The following is a 15,749-nucleotide window of genomic DNA, read 5'->3' as shown; positions in this document are numbered from 1 at the left end:
AGTAAGAAATTGATATAATGGTTATATCTGCTACAGATAGATGGTCCGTTGGTCAAGGGGTTAAGACACCGCCTTTTCACGGCGGTAACACGGGTTCGAATCCCGTACGGACTATTTTATCCGCCATAGCTCAGTTGGTAGTAGCGCATGACTGTTAATCATGATGTCGTAGGTTCGAGTCCTACTGGCGGAGTTAGATAAAAAGAACACCAGATGGTGTTCTTTTTTGTTCTTAGTTGGCATCACCTAGCATTTTCATAAGGAAGTTTGTCATTTCTTGCGGACTTTCTTTTTTTCCACGAGCAATCCAAGTTTGACAAACTCCAAATAGGGCATTTGTCAGATAAATGCTGCTATATTCTAATTCAATTGAATTTAGTTGTAGTTGCATAAAGCGCTTCTGAAGATCTGTGCTCAGCATGATATGAAGCTTATTTCTTAAGAAATTTTGGATTTCTTTGGTACCATTTTCAGATAAAAGAGCAGCTAATAATGGTTCAGATTCTAAATAGTCAAATACTTCTAAAATGGCATCTTTTTTATGATGAGCATGTTTTTGGAAGATATACTCAAATGTATGAAATAACTTACTTTGATAGTGTTCAATCATATCATACTTATCCTTGTAATGGGTATAGAAGCTAGAACGACTAATTCCAGCTTTTTCTGCTAATTTAATTGTAGTAATTTGATCGAAGGGGTGATCCATCAATAATTGAACCATGGCATTTTCAATATTTCTCTTTGTTTTTAATCGTTTGTTACTTTCTTTCATAGTTTCTCCTTTTGAACAATTTAGGCTATATGTCTAAAAAAATATTTTTTATCTTGTAATTTAGATTTTTTAATGTATAATCTATTATATCAAAAATTTAGACAATATGTTTAAAAAAAGGAGGAAATATGTTTAAAGAATGGAAAGCAATTTTTAAAAAACCGACATTCATTATTGTAATGATAGGAATTTCTCTTATTCCAGCTTTATACAATATCATATTTTTATCGTCAATGTGGGATCCATATGGTCAAGTATCGGAGTTACCTGTAGCAGTTGTTAATAATGACAAGGAAGCTTCTTATAATGGAAATACGATGGCTATAGGAAAAGACATGGTGTCTAATTTAAAAGAAAATAAGACTTTAGATTTTCATTTTGTCAATGAAGAAGAGGGTAAAAAGGGGCTAGATGATGGCGAATACTATATGGTAGTGACTTTACCAAGTGATCTATCTGAAAAAGCTACTTCAATCCTAACAAATCACCCTGAACAGATGCAAATTGATTATCAAACTTCAAGTGGCCGTAGCTTTATTGCGAGTAAGATGAGTGATTCTGCAATGACACAATTAAAACAAACCGTCTCTACGAATGTAACTGAAACATATACCAAGGCACTATTTCAAAAAATGAGTGACTTGAAGTCTGGGATAAATAAAGCAGCTGATGGAAGTGAACAATTGGCTAATGGAGCCGATCAGTTAGCAAAAGGAGGTCAAACATTGACGACAAATCTCAATACTCTAGCTAACTCAAGTGTAACTTTTTCAAATGGAGCTAATCAATTTACAAAGGGATTGTCTGCCTATGTATCTGCCATAGAGCAATTACATCTTGGTTTAGGAACTTTTAATAGTGGTTTACAAAGTTACACAAATGCAGTTTCACAGGTTGACACTGGACTTGGTCAATTGGCCTCAAAAACTCCTGAATTGGTGGCAGGTGTAAATCAGCTGAATACAGGTATAAAGTCCTATACAGGTGGGGTTTCACAATTGAATACAGGTCTCAATCAATTTTCAGTTGGTGTAAATGCTTATACAAGTAGTGTAGAAAAACTTTCTAATGGAACAAGTCAATTATCAAATCAATCAGATGCACTAAGAGATGGAATGGAGCGATTAAATACTGGTATTAAAGAAATTTCAAATCAACTGAATTCCTCATCTCAACAGAATGAACAAATAGCTCAATTGGCAACTAGTCTAGGAGAACTAAATAAAACACTACAAGCTCTTACAATATCAGATAATACTCAACTGAAAGGTACATTGTCAGAAGCTTTGCCAAATCTAACGACTCTTGCTCAGGATATTGTGACCAAAAGTCAGACAGAACAAGAGAAAACTATTGCTAACCTTCAATCAACAGCTACTTATCAATCTCTCACAGAGGAACAAAAGAAAGAACTGACAGAAGCTGTTTCTAAAAATTCTAATTCTACTATTGAGTCAGCAAAAACAATTTTAACGACAGTAGGAGGATTAAAAGAAAGTATAGAGAATTCAGAACAACAAGTAACTAATCTATCTGATGTACAGACGAAAGCAAATCAACTCTTACCTGTAGCATCTAGCTCCTTGACAACATTGTCAAATGGATTTACAAAATTACAAACTACTGTAGACAATCAGTTAGTTCCTGGAAGTCAGTCAATTGAAAAAGGAGTTGTAAACTATACCAAAGGATTGGATACTATTTCTATAGGTGCTAATCAACTAAGTGAAAAGAATGTAAGTTTAACAACTAGTCTGGATCAATTAGTTTCTGGATCAAGTAAGTTGACAGAAAACACATCAACCTTGACAGCTGGAGTAGATGCGCTAGCTGGAAAAACTCCAGAATTAGTATCAGGTATAGAAAGTTTGTCATCTGGTTCTGCTCAATTGAATAATAAGAGTCCAGAGCTAATAGCAGGTCTTACTAAATTACAATTTGGCTCTGGTCAATTAACAGATAAATCAACACAGTTACTTTCTGCAGCATCTCAACTAGGAAGTGGCGCTATGAAGATTGCAGATGGTGCTGGAAAACTAGCAGATGGTGGAACAACCTTAACCTCTAGTCTTGAAGATTTACAGACAGGAGTTGATTCATTAGGACAAGGATTAGGCAATGCTAACAATCAACTTAAATCAGCATCAACAGAATCTGAAAATGCAGAAACATTATCTGATCCTCTAGTTCTCTCAAAAACAGACAATGACCAAGTTCCTGTAAATGGGATTGCCATGGCTCCTTATATGATATCAGTTGCTCTTTTTGTTGCTGCTATATCTACCAATATGATTTTTGCTAAGTTGCCTTCTGGACGTCATCCAGAGAGTCGTTGGGCTTGGTTGAAGTCTCGCTCTGAAATAAATGGGATTATAGCTGTCTTAGCAGGTGTTTTAGTTTATGGAGGTGTCCATCTTATTGGATTGACTGCAAACCATGAGATGAGGACCTTGATTCTAATTATAATCACAAGTTTAGCTTTCATGTCTATGGTGACAGCTTTAACAACTTGGAATAGCCGTATAGGAGCTTTCTTCTCTCTTATTTTACTTTTATTACAGTTAGCATCAAGTGCAGGGACCTATCCCCTTGCTTTGACAAATGACTTCTTTAAGGGTGTCAATCCTTGGTTACCAATGAGTTACTCTGTATCAGGTTTACGACAAACAATCTCTATGACAGGAAATATTCATCACCAAGTGATTTTCCTTATTATAACACTAGCTTTCTTTACTACTTTAGGTATGCTAGCTTATCAACCTAAGAAAATGGAAGAAGATTAAAAAGATTGACCAAGGAATTGGTCAATCTTTTTATGTCTTAGATAAATTTTGTCTGTGATTATAGATTCCAAAAAGAAGAAGTGCAGTTACTGAGCAGACTGCTCCAATAACAAAACCATTGGGAATAAAGGAAAGTGTAATGGTGCCTTTTCCTTTTGGAACATCAACTTTCATAAAACCAGTTTGAGCCTGCTTGATTTCAAGTTTTTTCCCATTCTGGTATGCAGACCAACCTTTGTCATAAGGAATAGTGAAGAAAATAGAGGTATCTTGTTTTACTTCATATGTAGCAAAGACTTTATTTTTAGAGGTGGATACTTCCACAGGTTGTTCTTTAATTTTTTGGATTGCCTCAGTAAGAGCCTGAGTATCTAAACGATAGAAGGCTGGAGATTCAAATGATACCTGAGAATTTCCAGGGAAGCTAACACTGATATTGAAAGTTTTTTGTTCTTCAGTATAACCCAAATTAAAGAAGTTAAAGGTATTGTCAGTTGTAAAAGTCTTCTTTTCTCCATTGACAAGGATGTCAACTTTCTTTTGTTTATCGTTTGTAAAATGAAGATTTGAAAAAGAGAGATATACTTGACTATTTTGAGGAACCTCAATTTGATAATCAATCTTTGCATCTTCATTCGCAGAACCTGTGATACTTGTTAAACCTTCAGAATTATCTGTTTTATCATATGCTATTTGGGAGAAGTAATCCAAGTTGAGATTAGCAAGCTGGTTTATAAATAAAGCCTGATTGTCCAGAGTATGATTGTTAAAGTTTACATCTGTGTAAATAGATTGAGTGGCAAAGGCAATGGGTAAAGAGAGTTGATTTTTATATAAGGTTAAATGATCCTTTTGATAAATCTCTTGAAAGCCATACTTATCAAGTGAAGTTTCAGAAATATTGTACTGGATTCCAAATAAACTATCTGCTAAAAGACTGTTATTAGCATAACGGAGATTGAGGTTGGTTCCAGAGGATTTGAATCCAAGTTTGTCCAAACTAGTGCTAGCTGAACGATTTCGTACAGACGAAAATTGAGAGATTCCATTGTAGTTAAATTTCATACTGTCATTTCCAGTCTGAATTTGCAGTTTCTCAGTACGTGTAAATGGATTGTCAATTTGGTTTAGAATGGATTCCATAGCGGTGATATCTCTATTATAGGCGATACGAGAAGCAAAGGCCCATTCTTTAGCTATTCCTTCCATTTGAGATGATGCATTTAAGCTTATCTCAGCTGTTATAAATAAAGACAAAAGAATTGCAAATAGATTTACAGAGATAAATTTTCTAATGACTGCAAGAAGTAAAAGAGCATAAACCAGTAGAAATTCAAGAGTGAGTAGGATATTCAAATCAGTTAAAAAAGAATAGTGTGATTTAAAATAGACTGTGGCCAAAAATCCTGTTAGTACAAGAAAAAGTGAGACAAATAGATTACATAGCTTCAGTTCTTTCAGACGATTTAAGACTTCTGCTGCAGTATAAATTAACAGAGTAGAAAAAATCCAAGCATAGCGATGCAAAAACATATTTGGGGTATGCATCCCTTGCCAAAATAAATCAAGTGCTTCTATGTAAAAGCTTGTTATTAAAAAAGTAAAGAAAATTGCATAGGTAAGTTTCACGTGAAACCTTATGGATTTTATTGTGAAAAATAGAATGGTCAAAATAAAAGGAAGCAATCCAACAAAAATCATTGGTATAGATCCATACTTAGTTGTATCAAAAGATCCAATGAATTGTTTTCCGAAAATATCCAGATACCAGCTACTATCTGTCTTTAATTTTGTGATGGCAGTCAACTTCTCACCATGAGTTTGTAAATCAAACAGTGTAGGAAGAGTCATAATCAAACTAGCCATTCCTGCTAAAAAGGAGGTAACAACAAAATCAAGAAAAGATGATTTTCGAGTTTTAAAGTCCCAAGAAATTTGGCAGAGATACCAGAAAATAAGAAACAATGCTGTCATATACCCAAAATAGTAATTTTGAATAAATAAGATTGACAAACTTGTAAAGTATAGTAGGCGCTTCTTTTGTGTTATAAGTAGGTGTAAACCAGTTATAATTAAAGGAATCAAGATAAAAACATCTAGCCAGGTTTTTATCTCTAACTGACTGACAGTGAAGCTCATTAAAGCATAGGAAGTAGATAAAGCCAGTTTTAAAAATTTTGGGATATCTTTAAATAATCTATTCAAACTAAAGAAGGTTGACAGACCAATCAATCCAAATTTTAATAGAGTCGTTAGATAAACAGCATCTGGCATATTCGACAGATTAAAAAAGTAAACCAGAGGTGAAAGAAAGCTACCCAAGTAATAACTAGATAGAGCATAGAAATTCAGTCCGAGGCCACTTGTAAAGGTGTAAAACAAACTGCCATTTCCATGTAAAATATTTCGTAAAGCTACATCAAAAATAACGTATTGATGGAAACCGTCTCCTAATAGTGGAGATGTATCGCTATTCCAGTAGATACCCTGAGATAGATATACTCCTAACATAATTACTAAAGGAATAATGAAAGAGACAAAATAGGTCCAATATGTTTTAAAAAATGATTTCATGTTACCTCGTAGAATGATAGAAAACTCAGTTGGTTAATCCAACTGAGTTTTGAAGTCTTATTTAGTCTTTCCAAAGTTCTTTAACTTTTGCTTGTACTTCTGCATTTTCTAAGAATTCATCATAGGTTTCATCAATACGATCGATGACGCCATTCTTAGACAAAACAATGATGTGGTTTGCCAAAGTTTGGATAAATTCGTGGTCATGACTGGCAAAGATGATTGATTCTTTAAAGTTTTTCAAACCATCGTTCAAGCTTGAAATGGATTCCAAATCTAAGTGATTAGTTGGATCATCAAGTACAAGTACATTTGATTTCAGGAGCATGAGTTTTGAAAGCATGACACGTACTTTTTCTCCCCCTGACAAGACGTTTACAGGTTTGTTAACCTCATCACCAGAAAAGAGCATACGACCAAGGAAACCACGTAGGAAGGTATTGTCATCTTCTTCTTTACTTGCAAATTGACGCAACCAGTCAAGGATTGACTCTCCTCCTGCAAAATCAGCCGAGTTGTCTTTTGGCAAGTAAGAACGGCTAGTAGTAACTCCCCACTTGACAGTTCCTTCATAGTCGATGTCACCCATAATTGCACGAATTAATGCAGTCGTTTGGATGTCATTTTGTCCAATAAGAGCTGTCTTATCACCTGGACGCAAGATGAAACTAATATTGTCTAGGATAGTTTCACCATCAATTTTTACAGTTAGATTTTCTACTGTCAAGAGATCATTACCAATCTCACGTTCTGCTTTAAAGTTGATAAATGGGTATTTACGACTAGATGGCACAATCTCTTCTAATTCAATCTTGTCAAGCATTTTTTTACGAGACGTTGCTTGTCTTGATTTAGAAGCATTAGCAGAGAATCGAGCAATGAATTCTTGCAATTGCTTAATTTTTTCTTCTGCCTTGGCATTACGGTCTGCTAGCAATTTAGCAGCAAGCTCAGAAGATTCCTTCCAGAAGTCGTAGTTTCCGACATAGAGTTTGATTTTTCCAAAGTCAAGGTCGGCCATGTGTGTACACACTTTGTTTAAGAAGTGGCGGTCATGGGATACAACGATAACGGTGTTATCAAAGTCAATCAAGAAGTCTTCTAGCCAAGCAATTGATTGGATATCCAACCCATTGGTTGGCTCGTCCAAGAGAAGAACGTCTGGTTTGCCAAAAAGTGCTTTAGCAAGGAGAACCTTCACTTTTTCACCATTGGCCAATTCGCTCATGTTTTGATAGTGCAATTCTTCTGGAATGTTTAGGTTTTGAAGTAATTGAGACGCTTCACTTTCTGCCTCCCAACCTCCAAGTTCGGCAAATTCACCTTCGAGTTCGGCTGCACGAACACCATCTTCATCGGAAAAATCTTCCTTCATGTAAATGGCATCTTTTTCTTTCATGATGTTGTAAAGTTTTTCATTTCCCATAATGACGACATCAATAACTCGCTCATCTTCATAGTCAAAATGATTTTGACGGAGAACAGAGAGACGTTCATCTGGACCAAGAGAGATGTGACCAGTTGTTGGCTCGATATCACCAGCTAAGATTTTTAAGAATGTAGACTTCCCAGCACCATTAGCACCAATTAATCCGTATGTATTTCCTTCTGTAAATTTGATATTGACATCATCAAAAAGTTTGCGATCACTAAAACGTAGTGAAACATCAGATACTGTAAGCAATGTTTTTCTCCTATAATGTGTAATACATTTATTCTACTAGAAAAGAGAGAAATATTCAAATTTTTGTTTGTCAATTTTATGTCAATTAAGTTTACAGGTTTATTTACAAAGAGTTAGTTGTTTGATTTGAATAATTTTCTGTTATTTTAACAAAAAAATGCTATAATTGAAGTGACCATTTCGAAGGAGAAAAAAATGACGAAACCCATTATTTTAACAGGAGATCGCCCAACAGGAAAACTGCATATTGGACATTATGTTGGGAGTCTAAAAAATAGAGTATTACTGCAGGAAGAAGACAAGTATGAGATGTTTGTTTTTTTGGCGGACCAACAAGCATTGACAGATCACGCCAAAGACCCTCAAACGATTGTAGAATCGATTGGGAATGTTGCCTTAGATTACCTAGCAGTTGGATTAGATCCAAGTAAATCAACTATCTTTATTCAAAGCCAAATCCCAGAGTTGGCTGAACTGTCCATGTACTATATGAATTTGGTGTCACTAGCTCGTTTGGAACGGAATCCGACAGTAAAAACAGAGATTGCTCAAAAAGGGTTTGGAGAAAGTATTCCGACAGGATTTTTGGTATATCCAATCGCTCAGGCAGCGGATATCACAGCCTTTAAGGCTAATTATGTTCCTGTAGGAACAGACCAAAAACCAATGATTGAACAGACTCGTGAAATTGTTCGTTCCTTTAATCATGCTTATAATTGTGACGTATTGGTGGAGCCAGAAGGTATTTATCCAGAAAATGAGAGAGCAGGACGTTTGCCTGGGTTAGATGGAAATGCTAAAATGTCTAAATCCCTTAATAATGGTATTTATCTAGCAGATGATGCGGATACGTTGCGTAAAAAAGTCATGAGCATGTATACTGATCCAGACCATATTCGGGTTGAGGATCCAGGTAAGATTGAAGGGAATATGGTTTTCCATTATCTAGATGTGTTTAGTCGTCCAGAAGATGCTCAAGAAATTGCGGATATGAAAGAACATTATCAACGTGGTGGTCTTGGTGATGTAAAGACGAAACGTTATCTACTTGAAATACTCGAACGCGAACTTGGTCCTATTCGTGAGCGCCGTATCGAATTTGCTAAGGATATGGGAGAAGTTTACAATATGCTTCAAAAAGGGAGTGAAAAAGCTCGTGAGGTTGCAGGGCAAACTCTATCTGAAGTTAAGGGAGCAATGGGACTAAATTATTTTAAATAATAGATAAAATATGAATCGTAAAACTATCTCTTCCATAGGATCACAGGGATAGTTTTTTATGTTTTCTGCCATAAATATAATTGACAAATTTCCATAGAATGGTATGATAGATACAATACAAAAAGAGTCAAGCTCAAAAAGAAAGAAAAGAGGAAACTTCAATGTCTAATTGGGACACTAAATTTTTGAAAAAAGGTTTTACCTTTGATGATGTATTGCTCATTCCAGCAGAAAGTCATGTGTTGCCTAATAATGCAGTTTTAACAACAAAATTGGCAGATAATCTGACTTTAAATATCCCAATTATAACAGCCGCCATGGATACAGTCACAGAGAGTCAAATGGCTATTGCCATTGCTCGTGCAGGTGGTCTTGGAGTAATCCATAAAAATATGTCTATTGCGCAACAGGCAGATGAAGTTCGCAAGGTAAAACGTTCTGAAAATGGTGTCATTATTGATCCATTCTTTTTGACTCCAGAACACACTATTGCTGAAGCAGATGAACTGATGGGACGTTACCGTATCAGTGGTGTCCCAGTAGTTGAAACACTTGAAAATCGTAAATTGGTTGGTATTCTAACAAATCGAGATCTTCGCTTTATTTCAGATTACAATCAGCCAATCTCAAACCACATGACCAGTGAAAATCTTGTTACCGCTCCTGTTGGTACAGATCTTGCAACAGCTGAAAGCATTCTTCAAGAACACCGTATTGAAAAACTTCCTTTGGTTGATGAAGAAGGTCGTCTTTCTGGCTTGATTACTATTAAAGATATTGAAAAAGTGATTGAATTTCCAAATGCAGCAAAAGATGAATTTGGTCGTCTTCTAGTTGCTGGTGCGGTGGGTGTCACTTCAGATACATTTGAACGTGCCGAAGCCCTTTTTGAAGCAGGTGCTGACGCAATTGTTATTGATACTGCACATGGTCACTCTGCTGGAGTTCTGCGTAAAATTGCTGAAATTCGTGCTCATTTCCCAGATCGTACTTTGATTGCAGGTAATATTGCAACTGCAGAAGGAGCGCGTGCTCTTTACGAAGCAGGTGTAGATGTTGTCAAAGTTGGAATTGGACCAGGTTCTATCTGTACCACTCGTGTGATTGCAGGTGTTGGTGTACCACAAGTTACAGCAATCTATGATGCAGCAGCAGTTGCGCGTGAATATGGAAAAACAATCATTGCAGATGGTGGAATCAAGTACTCTGGAGATATTGTAAAAGCCCTTGCTGCAGGTGGAAATGCAGTTATGCTTGGATCAATGTTTGCTGGAACAGATGAAGCGCCAGGTGAAACAGAAATCTTCCAAGGACGTAAGTTTAAGACTTACCGTGGTATGGGATCAATCGCTGCGATGAAGAAAGGTTCAAGTGACCGCTATTTCCAAGGTTCTGTCAATGAAGCAAACAAACTCGTTCCAGAAGGAATTGAAGGTCGTGTTGCTTATAAAGGTGCTGTAGCTGATATCGTTTTCCAAATGATTGGTGGTATTCGCTCTGGTATGGGTTACTGTGGTGCAGCTAACCTTAAAGAACTACACGATAATGCCCAATTTATTGAAATGTCTGGGGCTGGTCTAAAAGAAAGCCATCCTCATGATGTACAAATCACTAATGAAGCACCAAACTATTCTATGTAAACAAAAAGAACTCCTGAAAATTAGGAGTTCTTTTTGTTTACAACGGTGTCAACTTTTTTTACAGATATCTGACCGCTTTGGATATTGAAGATAGTAAGATTATCTGGTAAATTTTGCAAGTGATCTAAACTTGTTGTGGTGATAAAGGTTTGGATAGATTGAGAAATAGTTTCTAGTAATTTTAGTTGTCGTGTGTTATCAAGTTCGCTCATAACATCATCAAGCAGTAGTATCGGAGTCTCGTTGGTAATACTTTCCATTAGCTCAATCTCTGCTAGTTTAACAGAAAGTACAAGACTGCGATGTTGACCTTGGCTTCCAAAACTAGCATCCATACCATTGATATAGAAAACAATGTCATCTCGATGAGGGCCGACACCAGTATTCTTTTTGAACAAATCTCTTGATCTGCTTTTCTCCAAAGCAATTTTAAAGGAACTTGTTAGCTGTTCTTCATCAGTGAAGTTGACAGATGATTGATAAGATATTGACAACTCTTCTAATTTATTTGATATTTCTAAGTGTTTTGTTTGACCAAATTTCTCTAAGTCTTTAATGAATTTTATCCGATGCTTTATAACGCGACAACCATACTCTACTAACTGATCATCTAAGACTGACAGAAATGTTTCATCAATCTTCTGGCTGGATTTTAGGTAAGTATTTCTCTGCTTGAGTATATGGTTGTAGTTTGACAAGTCTGACAAGTAGATTGGTTTAATTTGTCCCAGTTCGATGTCTATAAACTTTCGACGGACAGAAGGCGCTCCCTTAATTAGCTGGAGATCTTCAGGTGCAAAGAGGACAACATTCATATGTCCGATGTAGTCTGAGAGGCGAGCTTGCTTTAAGTGATTGACTTTAGTCACACGCCCTTTTGGTGTTAAATCAATTTCTAGAGGGATAGAACCTGTTTTTTTCTGTAGCAAGCCAGAAAGATGGAGTTGTTCTTCATCAAAATGAATGAGATTTTTATCTGTACGAGTTCGATGACTACGTGTCAAGGCCAAGAAATAGATTGCTTCTAGAATATTGGTTTTTCCTTGTGCATTTTGACCTAGAAAGACGTTTAATTTTGGATTGAAATCAATTTTTGCCTCTTGGTAGTTTCGAAAGGTTTTAATTGTTAAATGTTGGAGCCACATGGTTATCTTCCTGGAAAACGTGGAGCTTGTTTGGTTTTAGGCGATGAAGAAGTTTTTTGTTTTTCTTTCTTGACACCTTTATTCATCTCTTTGACAAGTTTAGCAATTCGCTCTTTCTCAATCTTATCTGCTTGATATTCTTCTTGCTCTTTTAAACTTGGTTGTGTCAAGGTGATGTCAATCTTTAAATCAGGAATGTCAATCGTATCTCCAATACGGATTTTTTTCCCACGTCTACTTTCTAACTCACCATTAAAGTAAACTTGATGATCTATTAAAAAGGATTTGATAGCACCACCACTTTGTATAATTCCAAGCTCTTTTAGGAGGGCTTGGAGCGTGATAAATTCTTCAAATAATTTGTATTCCATAATTCACCTCAATCTTTGGTATTATACCATATTTTCATCGAAATAGCTGAAGGAAAGTCAGTTGAAATGAAAACGGTTTTACTCTTTAAAGCTATAAAGAGAACAAGAAAAATTTTGATTTTCGTGGTATAATAGAACTCTATATGTAAGGAGGTAAGGTATGGAATTAGTGCCTGGAATTTCAGCACATTTTGTTCAATCCAAAAAGTTTAAAACAAATAAGATCACTATTCGTTTTACTGCTCCCTTATCCCTTGAGACAATAGCAGGACGCATGTTAAGTGCAAGTATGTTGGAGACGGCAAATCAAGCTTACCCAACATCACAAGCATTTCGCAGATACTTGGCAAGTTTATATGGAACAGATATTTCTACAGGTGCTTATCGTAGGGGACAGGCACATATTCTTGATCTAACATTTACCTATGTAAGGGATGATTTTTTAAGTAAAAAGAATGTCTTGACTTCTCAAATTTTGGAATTGGTGAAACAGACTTTATTTGCTCCCTTAGTTCAAGATGGTGCTTTTGAGCCAGCCTTATTTGAAATTGAAAGAAAACAGTTATTGGCTGGTTTAGCTACTGATATGGATGATTCATTTTATTTTGCTCATAAGGAGTTGGATAGCTTGTTCTTCCATGATGAGCGTCTTCAATTGAGATACAGTGATTTACGAAACTGTATTTCAAATGAGTCTCCAAAAAGTAGTTACACTTGCTTTCAAGATGCTCTGAAAAATGATCGAATTGATTTCTTTTTCTTAGGTGATTTTAATGAAGTAGAAATTACAGAATCGCTGAAATCATTGCCCTTCACAGCTAGAAAGGGCGATGTTACTATCCAGTACCATCAGTCTTATTCGAATGTTCTACAAGAAGGAATGGTTCAGAGAAATGTTGGGCAATCTATTTTGGAAATGGGCTATCATTCTCCTGTGAAATATGGCGATGATGAGCATTTGCCCATGCTTGTTATGAATGGTTTGTTGGGTGAATTTGCACATTCGAAACTTTTTACAAACGTTCGTGAAAATACTGGAATTGCCTATACAGTATCTAGTCAATTGGATTTGTTTAGTGGTCTGTTAAGGATGTATGCGGGTATTGATAGAGAAAATCGAAATCAGGCTAGAAAAATGATGAATCATCAATTGCTAGATCTGAAAAAGGGTAACTTTACAGATTTTGAACTTGAACAAACCAAGGAGATGATTCGACGATCTTTGTTGATGGCTCAAGATAATCAACAGACCCTGGTTGAAAGAGCCTATTTGAATGCTCTATTGGGGAAATCAAGCTTTGATATTGATCGATTGGTGGCAAAATTAGAGAGTGTTGATAAAGAAGCTGTATGTAAAGCTGCCAACAGTTTGAAGTTACAAGCGATTTACTTTATGGAAGGAGTAGAATGACAAAGGTTACTTTTGAAGAAAAATACTATCCTGCTGTAAAGGAAACAGTCTACAAAACACAATTGTCAAATGGATTGACAGTTTCTTTACTCCCTAAGCAAGATTTCAATGAGGTTTATGGGATTGTAACGGTTCAATTTGGTTCTGTAGATGCAACTTATACAAGCTTGGAAAAAGGTTTACGTCATCATCCAGCAGGAATTGCACATTTTCTTGAACATAAATTGTTTGAAAGAGAAAATTCTGAGGATATGATGGCAGCTTTTACTCGATTAGGTGCGGACAGTAATGCTTTTACAAGCTTTACTAAGACCAGCTATCTTTTTTCAACAATTGACCGTCTATTAGAGAATTTAGATATGCTAAATGAGTTAGTCGGAGATGTTCATTTTACAGAAGAGTCTGTTTTGAGGGAACAGGATATTATCCAGCAAGAACGAGAAATGTACCAAGATGATCCAGACTCACGTTTATTTTTTGCAACATTAGCCAACCTTTATCCTGATACTCCTTTAGCAACAGATATTGTTGGAAGTGAAAAATCAATTTCTGAGATTCAGGTTTCAAATTTAAAAGAGAACTTTACAGAGTTTTACAAACCTGTCAACATGTCATTGTTTTTAGTTGGAAATATTGATGTAAAAGTTGTAGAGGAATACTTTTCGAAAAAGGAAAAGAAGACTCTAGAACAGTTTACAGTTACAAAAGAGAAACTATCCTTGCAGCCTGTGAAGCAAACAGATAGCCTTCGGATGGAAGTTTCTTCACCCAAACTTGCTGTTGCGATTAGAGGTAATGGGCAAATAACAGAAACTGAGTCTTATCGTTACAATATTTTATTGAAATTACTATTTACAATGATGTTTGGTTGGACTTCTAATCGTTTTCAAAGGTTATATGAGTCTGGGAAGTTAGATGCGTCATTGTCACTTGAGGTTGAAGTCAACAGTCGCTTTCATTTTGTGATATTGACAATGGACACCAAAGAGCCTGTTTCTCTGTCGCATCAATTTCGTAAAGCGATTCGTCAGTTTAGTAGTGATGCGGATATTACAGAGGAACACTTAGATCTTGTTAAGAGTGAGATGTTTGGGGAGTTTTTCAGTAGCATGAACTCCTTGGAATTTATTGCAACTCAATACGATCCGATGGATCGCGGAGAAACAATTTTTGATTTTCCGAAAATTTTACAGGAAATTACTTTGGAGGATGTTCTAGAAGCTGGACATCGTTTGATTGATAATGGTGATCTAGTTGATTTTACAATCTTTCCAGCTTAAAAGATGACTAATACTAGAAAGAAGGAATGGTACGTATGAGAAAAAAAACAATTGGCGAGGTTCTACGTTTAGCTAGAATTAATCAGGGATTGAGTTTAGAAGAATTGCAAGAAAAAACTGAAATTCAGTTGCATTTTCTAGAAGCTATGGAGGCAGATGATTTTGATCAACTTCCTAGTACCTTCTACGCTCGTTCTTTTTTAAGAAAATATGCATGGGCAGTAGAATTGGATGAGAGAATTGTTTTGGACGCCTATGATTCAGGTAGTATGATAACTTATGAAGAGGTAGATGTCGATGAAGAAGACTTGTCTGGTCGCAGACGATCAAATAAGAAAAAAACGTCTTATCTCCCCTTGTTTTATTTCGTTCTATTTGCTTTGTCAATTTTAATTTTTGTCACTTACTATGTTTGGAACTACATCCAAACTCAGCCAAGTCCTTCTTCAGCTAATTATAGCGTTGTGAACTCGACTAGTTCAACAACCTCATCTAGCTCATCTTCTAGCAGTCAGACGTCTAGCTCGTCTTCTACTACGGAATCAACTATTACAGTGTCAGGCGAAGGAAACCGCATTGAAGCTCGGTATAAAACGAGTAAGGAAACCGCTACTGTTCAACTGGCAGTATCAGATGCAACTAGTTGGGTAAGTGTTTCAGGAAGTGAGCTGGAGGGTGGTGTGACACTATCCGCAGACAATAAGAATGCAAAAACAACAGTTTCAACGAAAGATTCTGTAACTATTACTTTGGGTGTGGTAAAGGGAGTTACTGTGACTGTGGACAATCAAACGATTGATACTTCGAAGCTGACAACTCAGACTGGAACTGTAACACTTACATTTACTACAGATTAAGGAAAAAT

At 36.1% G+C, this 15,749-nt stretch carries 11 protein-coding genes and 2 tRNA genes; 8 read left to right on the top strand and 5 right to left on the bottom strand.

Features of this window, described 5'->3' with window-relative positions; all coding sequences use genetic code 11:
• Window positions 1-42: 42 nt before the first annotated feature.
• Window positions 43-114: transfer RNA gene (locus tag ACVX3R_RS09130), tRNA-Glu, on the top strand.
• 5 nt (window positions 115-119) lie between these two features.
• Window positions 120-193 (top strand) — tRNA-Asn (locus ACVX3R_RS09125).
• A gap of 39 nt (window positions 194-232) precedes the next feature.
• Here ACVX3R_RS09125 and ACVX3R_RS09120 read toward each other — a convergent pair.
• Window positions 233-775 carry a TetR/AcrR family transcriptional regulator gene (locus ACVX3R_RS09120; protein ID WP_458794959.1) on the bottom strand — a complete coding sequence of 181 codons (543 nt, stop codon included), beginning with the start codon at window positions 773-775 and terminating at the stop codon, window positions 233-235.
• A 128-nt stretch (window positions 776-903) separates the two neighbouring features.
• Between ACVX3R_RS09120 and ACVX3R_RS09115 the strand changes: the two genes are divergently transcribed.
• Window positions 904-3,558, top strand: coding sequence for a YhgE/Pip family protein (locus tag ACVX3R_RS09115; protein WP_458794958.1), 2,655 nt, complete (start codon window positions 904-906; stop codon window positions 3,556-3,558).
• Window positions 3,559-3,588: 30 nt separating this feature from the next.
• Here the strand turns inward: ACVX3R_RS09115 and ACVX3R_RS09110 are convergent, their stop codons facing one another.
• Both ACVX3R_RS09110 and ACVX3R_RS09105 read right to left on the bottom strand, forming a co-directional pair.
• Entirely contained in the window at window positions 3,589-6,132 is a 2,544-nt protein-coding gene (locus ACVX3R_RS09110; RefSeq protein ID WP_458794957.1) for a YfhO family protein, read from the bottom strand.
• A gap of 61 nt (window positions 6,133-6,193) precedes the next feature.
• Entirely contained in the window at window positions 6,194-7,816 is a 1,623-nt protein-coding gene (locus ACVX3R_RS09105; RefSeq protein WP_458794956.1) for an ATP-binding cassette domain-containing protein, read from the bottom strand.
• Between the two features lie 195 nt (window positions 7,817-8,011).
• Here ACVX3R_RS09105 and trpS point away from each other — a divergent pair, with 195 nt between their 5' ends.
• Entirely contained in the window at window positions 8,012-9,037 is a 1,026-nt protein-coding gene (gene trpS, locus ACVX3R_RS09100) for a tryptophan--tRNA ligase (protein WP_458794955.1), read from the top strand.
• A gap of 161 nt (window positions 9,038-9,198) precedes the next feature.
• The gene (gene guaB, locus ACVX3R_RS09095; RefSeq protein WP_458794954.1) at window positions 9,199-10,677 is read left to right on the top strand and encodes an IMP dehydrogenase; all 1,479 of its coding nucleotides are present in this window, start codon (window positions 9,199-9,201) and stop codon (window positions 10,675-10,677) included.
• Window positions 10,678-10,697: 20 nt separating this feature from the next.
• Here guaB and recF read toward each other — a convergent pair whose 3' ends face one another.
• Window positions 10,698-11,822, bottom strand: coding sequence for a DNA replication/repair protein RecF (gene recF / locus ACVX3R_RS09090; protein ID WP_458794953.1), 1,125 nt, complete (start codon window positions 11,820-11,822; stop codon window positions 10,698-10,700).
• 2 nt (window positions 11,823-11,824) lie between these two features.
• Window positions 11,825-12,193: a S4 domain-containing protein YaaA gene (gene yaaA / locus ACVX3R_RS09085; RefSeq protein ID WP_458794952.1), complete on the bottom strand. Its 369-nt coding sequence runs from the start codon at window positions 12,191-12,193 to the stop codon at window positions 11,825-11,827.
• Window positions 12,194-12,353: 160 nt separating this feature from the next.
• Here yaaA and yfmF point away from each other — a divergent pair, with 160 nt between their 5' ends.
• From yfmF to rodZ, 3 genes are read left to right on the top strand one after another with little or no spacing between them, the layout of a single operon-like run.
• The gene (gene yfmF / locus ACVX3R_RS09080) at window positions 12,354-13,604 is read left to right on the top strand and encodes an EF-P 5-aminopentanol modification-associated protein YfmF (RefSeq protein ID WP_458794951.1); all 1,251 of its coding nucleotides are present in this window, start codon (window positions 12,354-12,356) and stop codon (window positions 13,602-13,604) included.
• Entirely contained in the window at window positions 13,601-14,884 is a 1,284-nt protein-coding gene (yfmH, locus tag ACVX3R_RS09075) for an EF-P 5-aminopentanol modification-associated protein YfmH (RefSeq protein WP_458794950.1), read from the top strand. The genes yfmF and yfmH overlap by 4 nt, the downstream gene beginning before the upstream one ends.
• 35 nt (window positions 14,885-14,919) lie before the next feature.
• Window positions 14,920-15,741: a cytoskeleton protein RodZ gene (gene rodZ / locus ACVX3R_RS09070; protein ID WP_458794949.1), complete on the top strand. Its 822-nt coding sequence runs from the start codon at window positions 14,920-14,922 to the stop codon at window positions 15,739-15,741.
• Window positions 15,742-15,749: the final 8 nt, after the last annotated feature.

It is taken from the genome of Streptococcus sp. 517s, from assembly GCF_054445985.1.
The sequence above is the reverse complement of the archived record's forward strand: the minus strand, read 5'-3'. Positions and strand labels throughout refer to the sequence as shown.

Bases quoted from the DNA above. Each gene is read 5' to 3' on its own strand.
- yfmH (WP_458794950.1), top strand. From the start codon at position 13,601: ATGACAAAGGTTACTTTTGAAGAAAAATACTATCCTGCTGTAAAGGAA.
- yfmF (WP_458794951.1), top strand. From the start codon at position 12,354: ATGGAATTAGTGCCTGGAATTTCAGCACATTTTGTTCAATCCAAAAAG.
- trpS (WP_458794955.1), top strand. From the start codon at position 8,012: ATGACGAAACCCATTATTTTAACAGGAGATCGCCCAACAGGAAAACTG.
- guaB (WP_458794954.1), top strand. From the start codon at position 9,199: ATGTCTAATTGGGACACTAAATTTTTGAAAAAAGGTTTTACCTTTGAT.
- recF (WP_458794953.1), bottom strand. From the start codon at position 11,822: ATGTGGCTCCAACATTTAACAATTAAAACCTTTCGAAACTACCAAGAG.
- ACVX3R_RS09120 (WP_458794959.1), bottom strand. From the start codon at position 775: ATGAAAGAAAGTAACAAACGATTAAAAACAAAGAGAAATATTGAAAAT.
- ACVX3R_RS09110 (WP_458794957.1), bottom strand. From the start codon at position 6,132: ATGAAATCATTTTTTAAAACATATTGGACCTATTTTGTCTCTTTCATT.
- rodZ (WP_458794949.1), top strand. From the start codon at position 14,920: ATGAGAAAAAAAACAATTGGCGAGGTTCTACGTTTAGCTAGAATTAAT.
- yaaA (WP_458794952.1), bottom strand. From the start codon at position 12,193: ATGGAATACAAATTATTTGAAGAATTTATCACGCTCCAAGCCCTCCTA.
- ACVX3R_RS09115 (WP_458794958.1), top strand. From the start codon at position 904: ATGTTTAAAGAATGGAAAGCAATTTTTAAAAAACCGACATTCATTATT.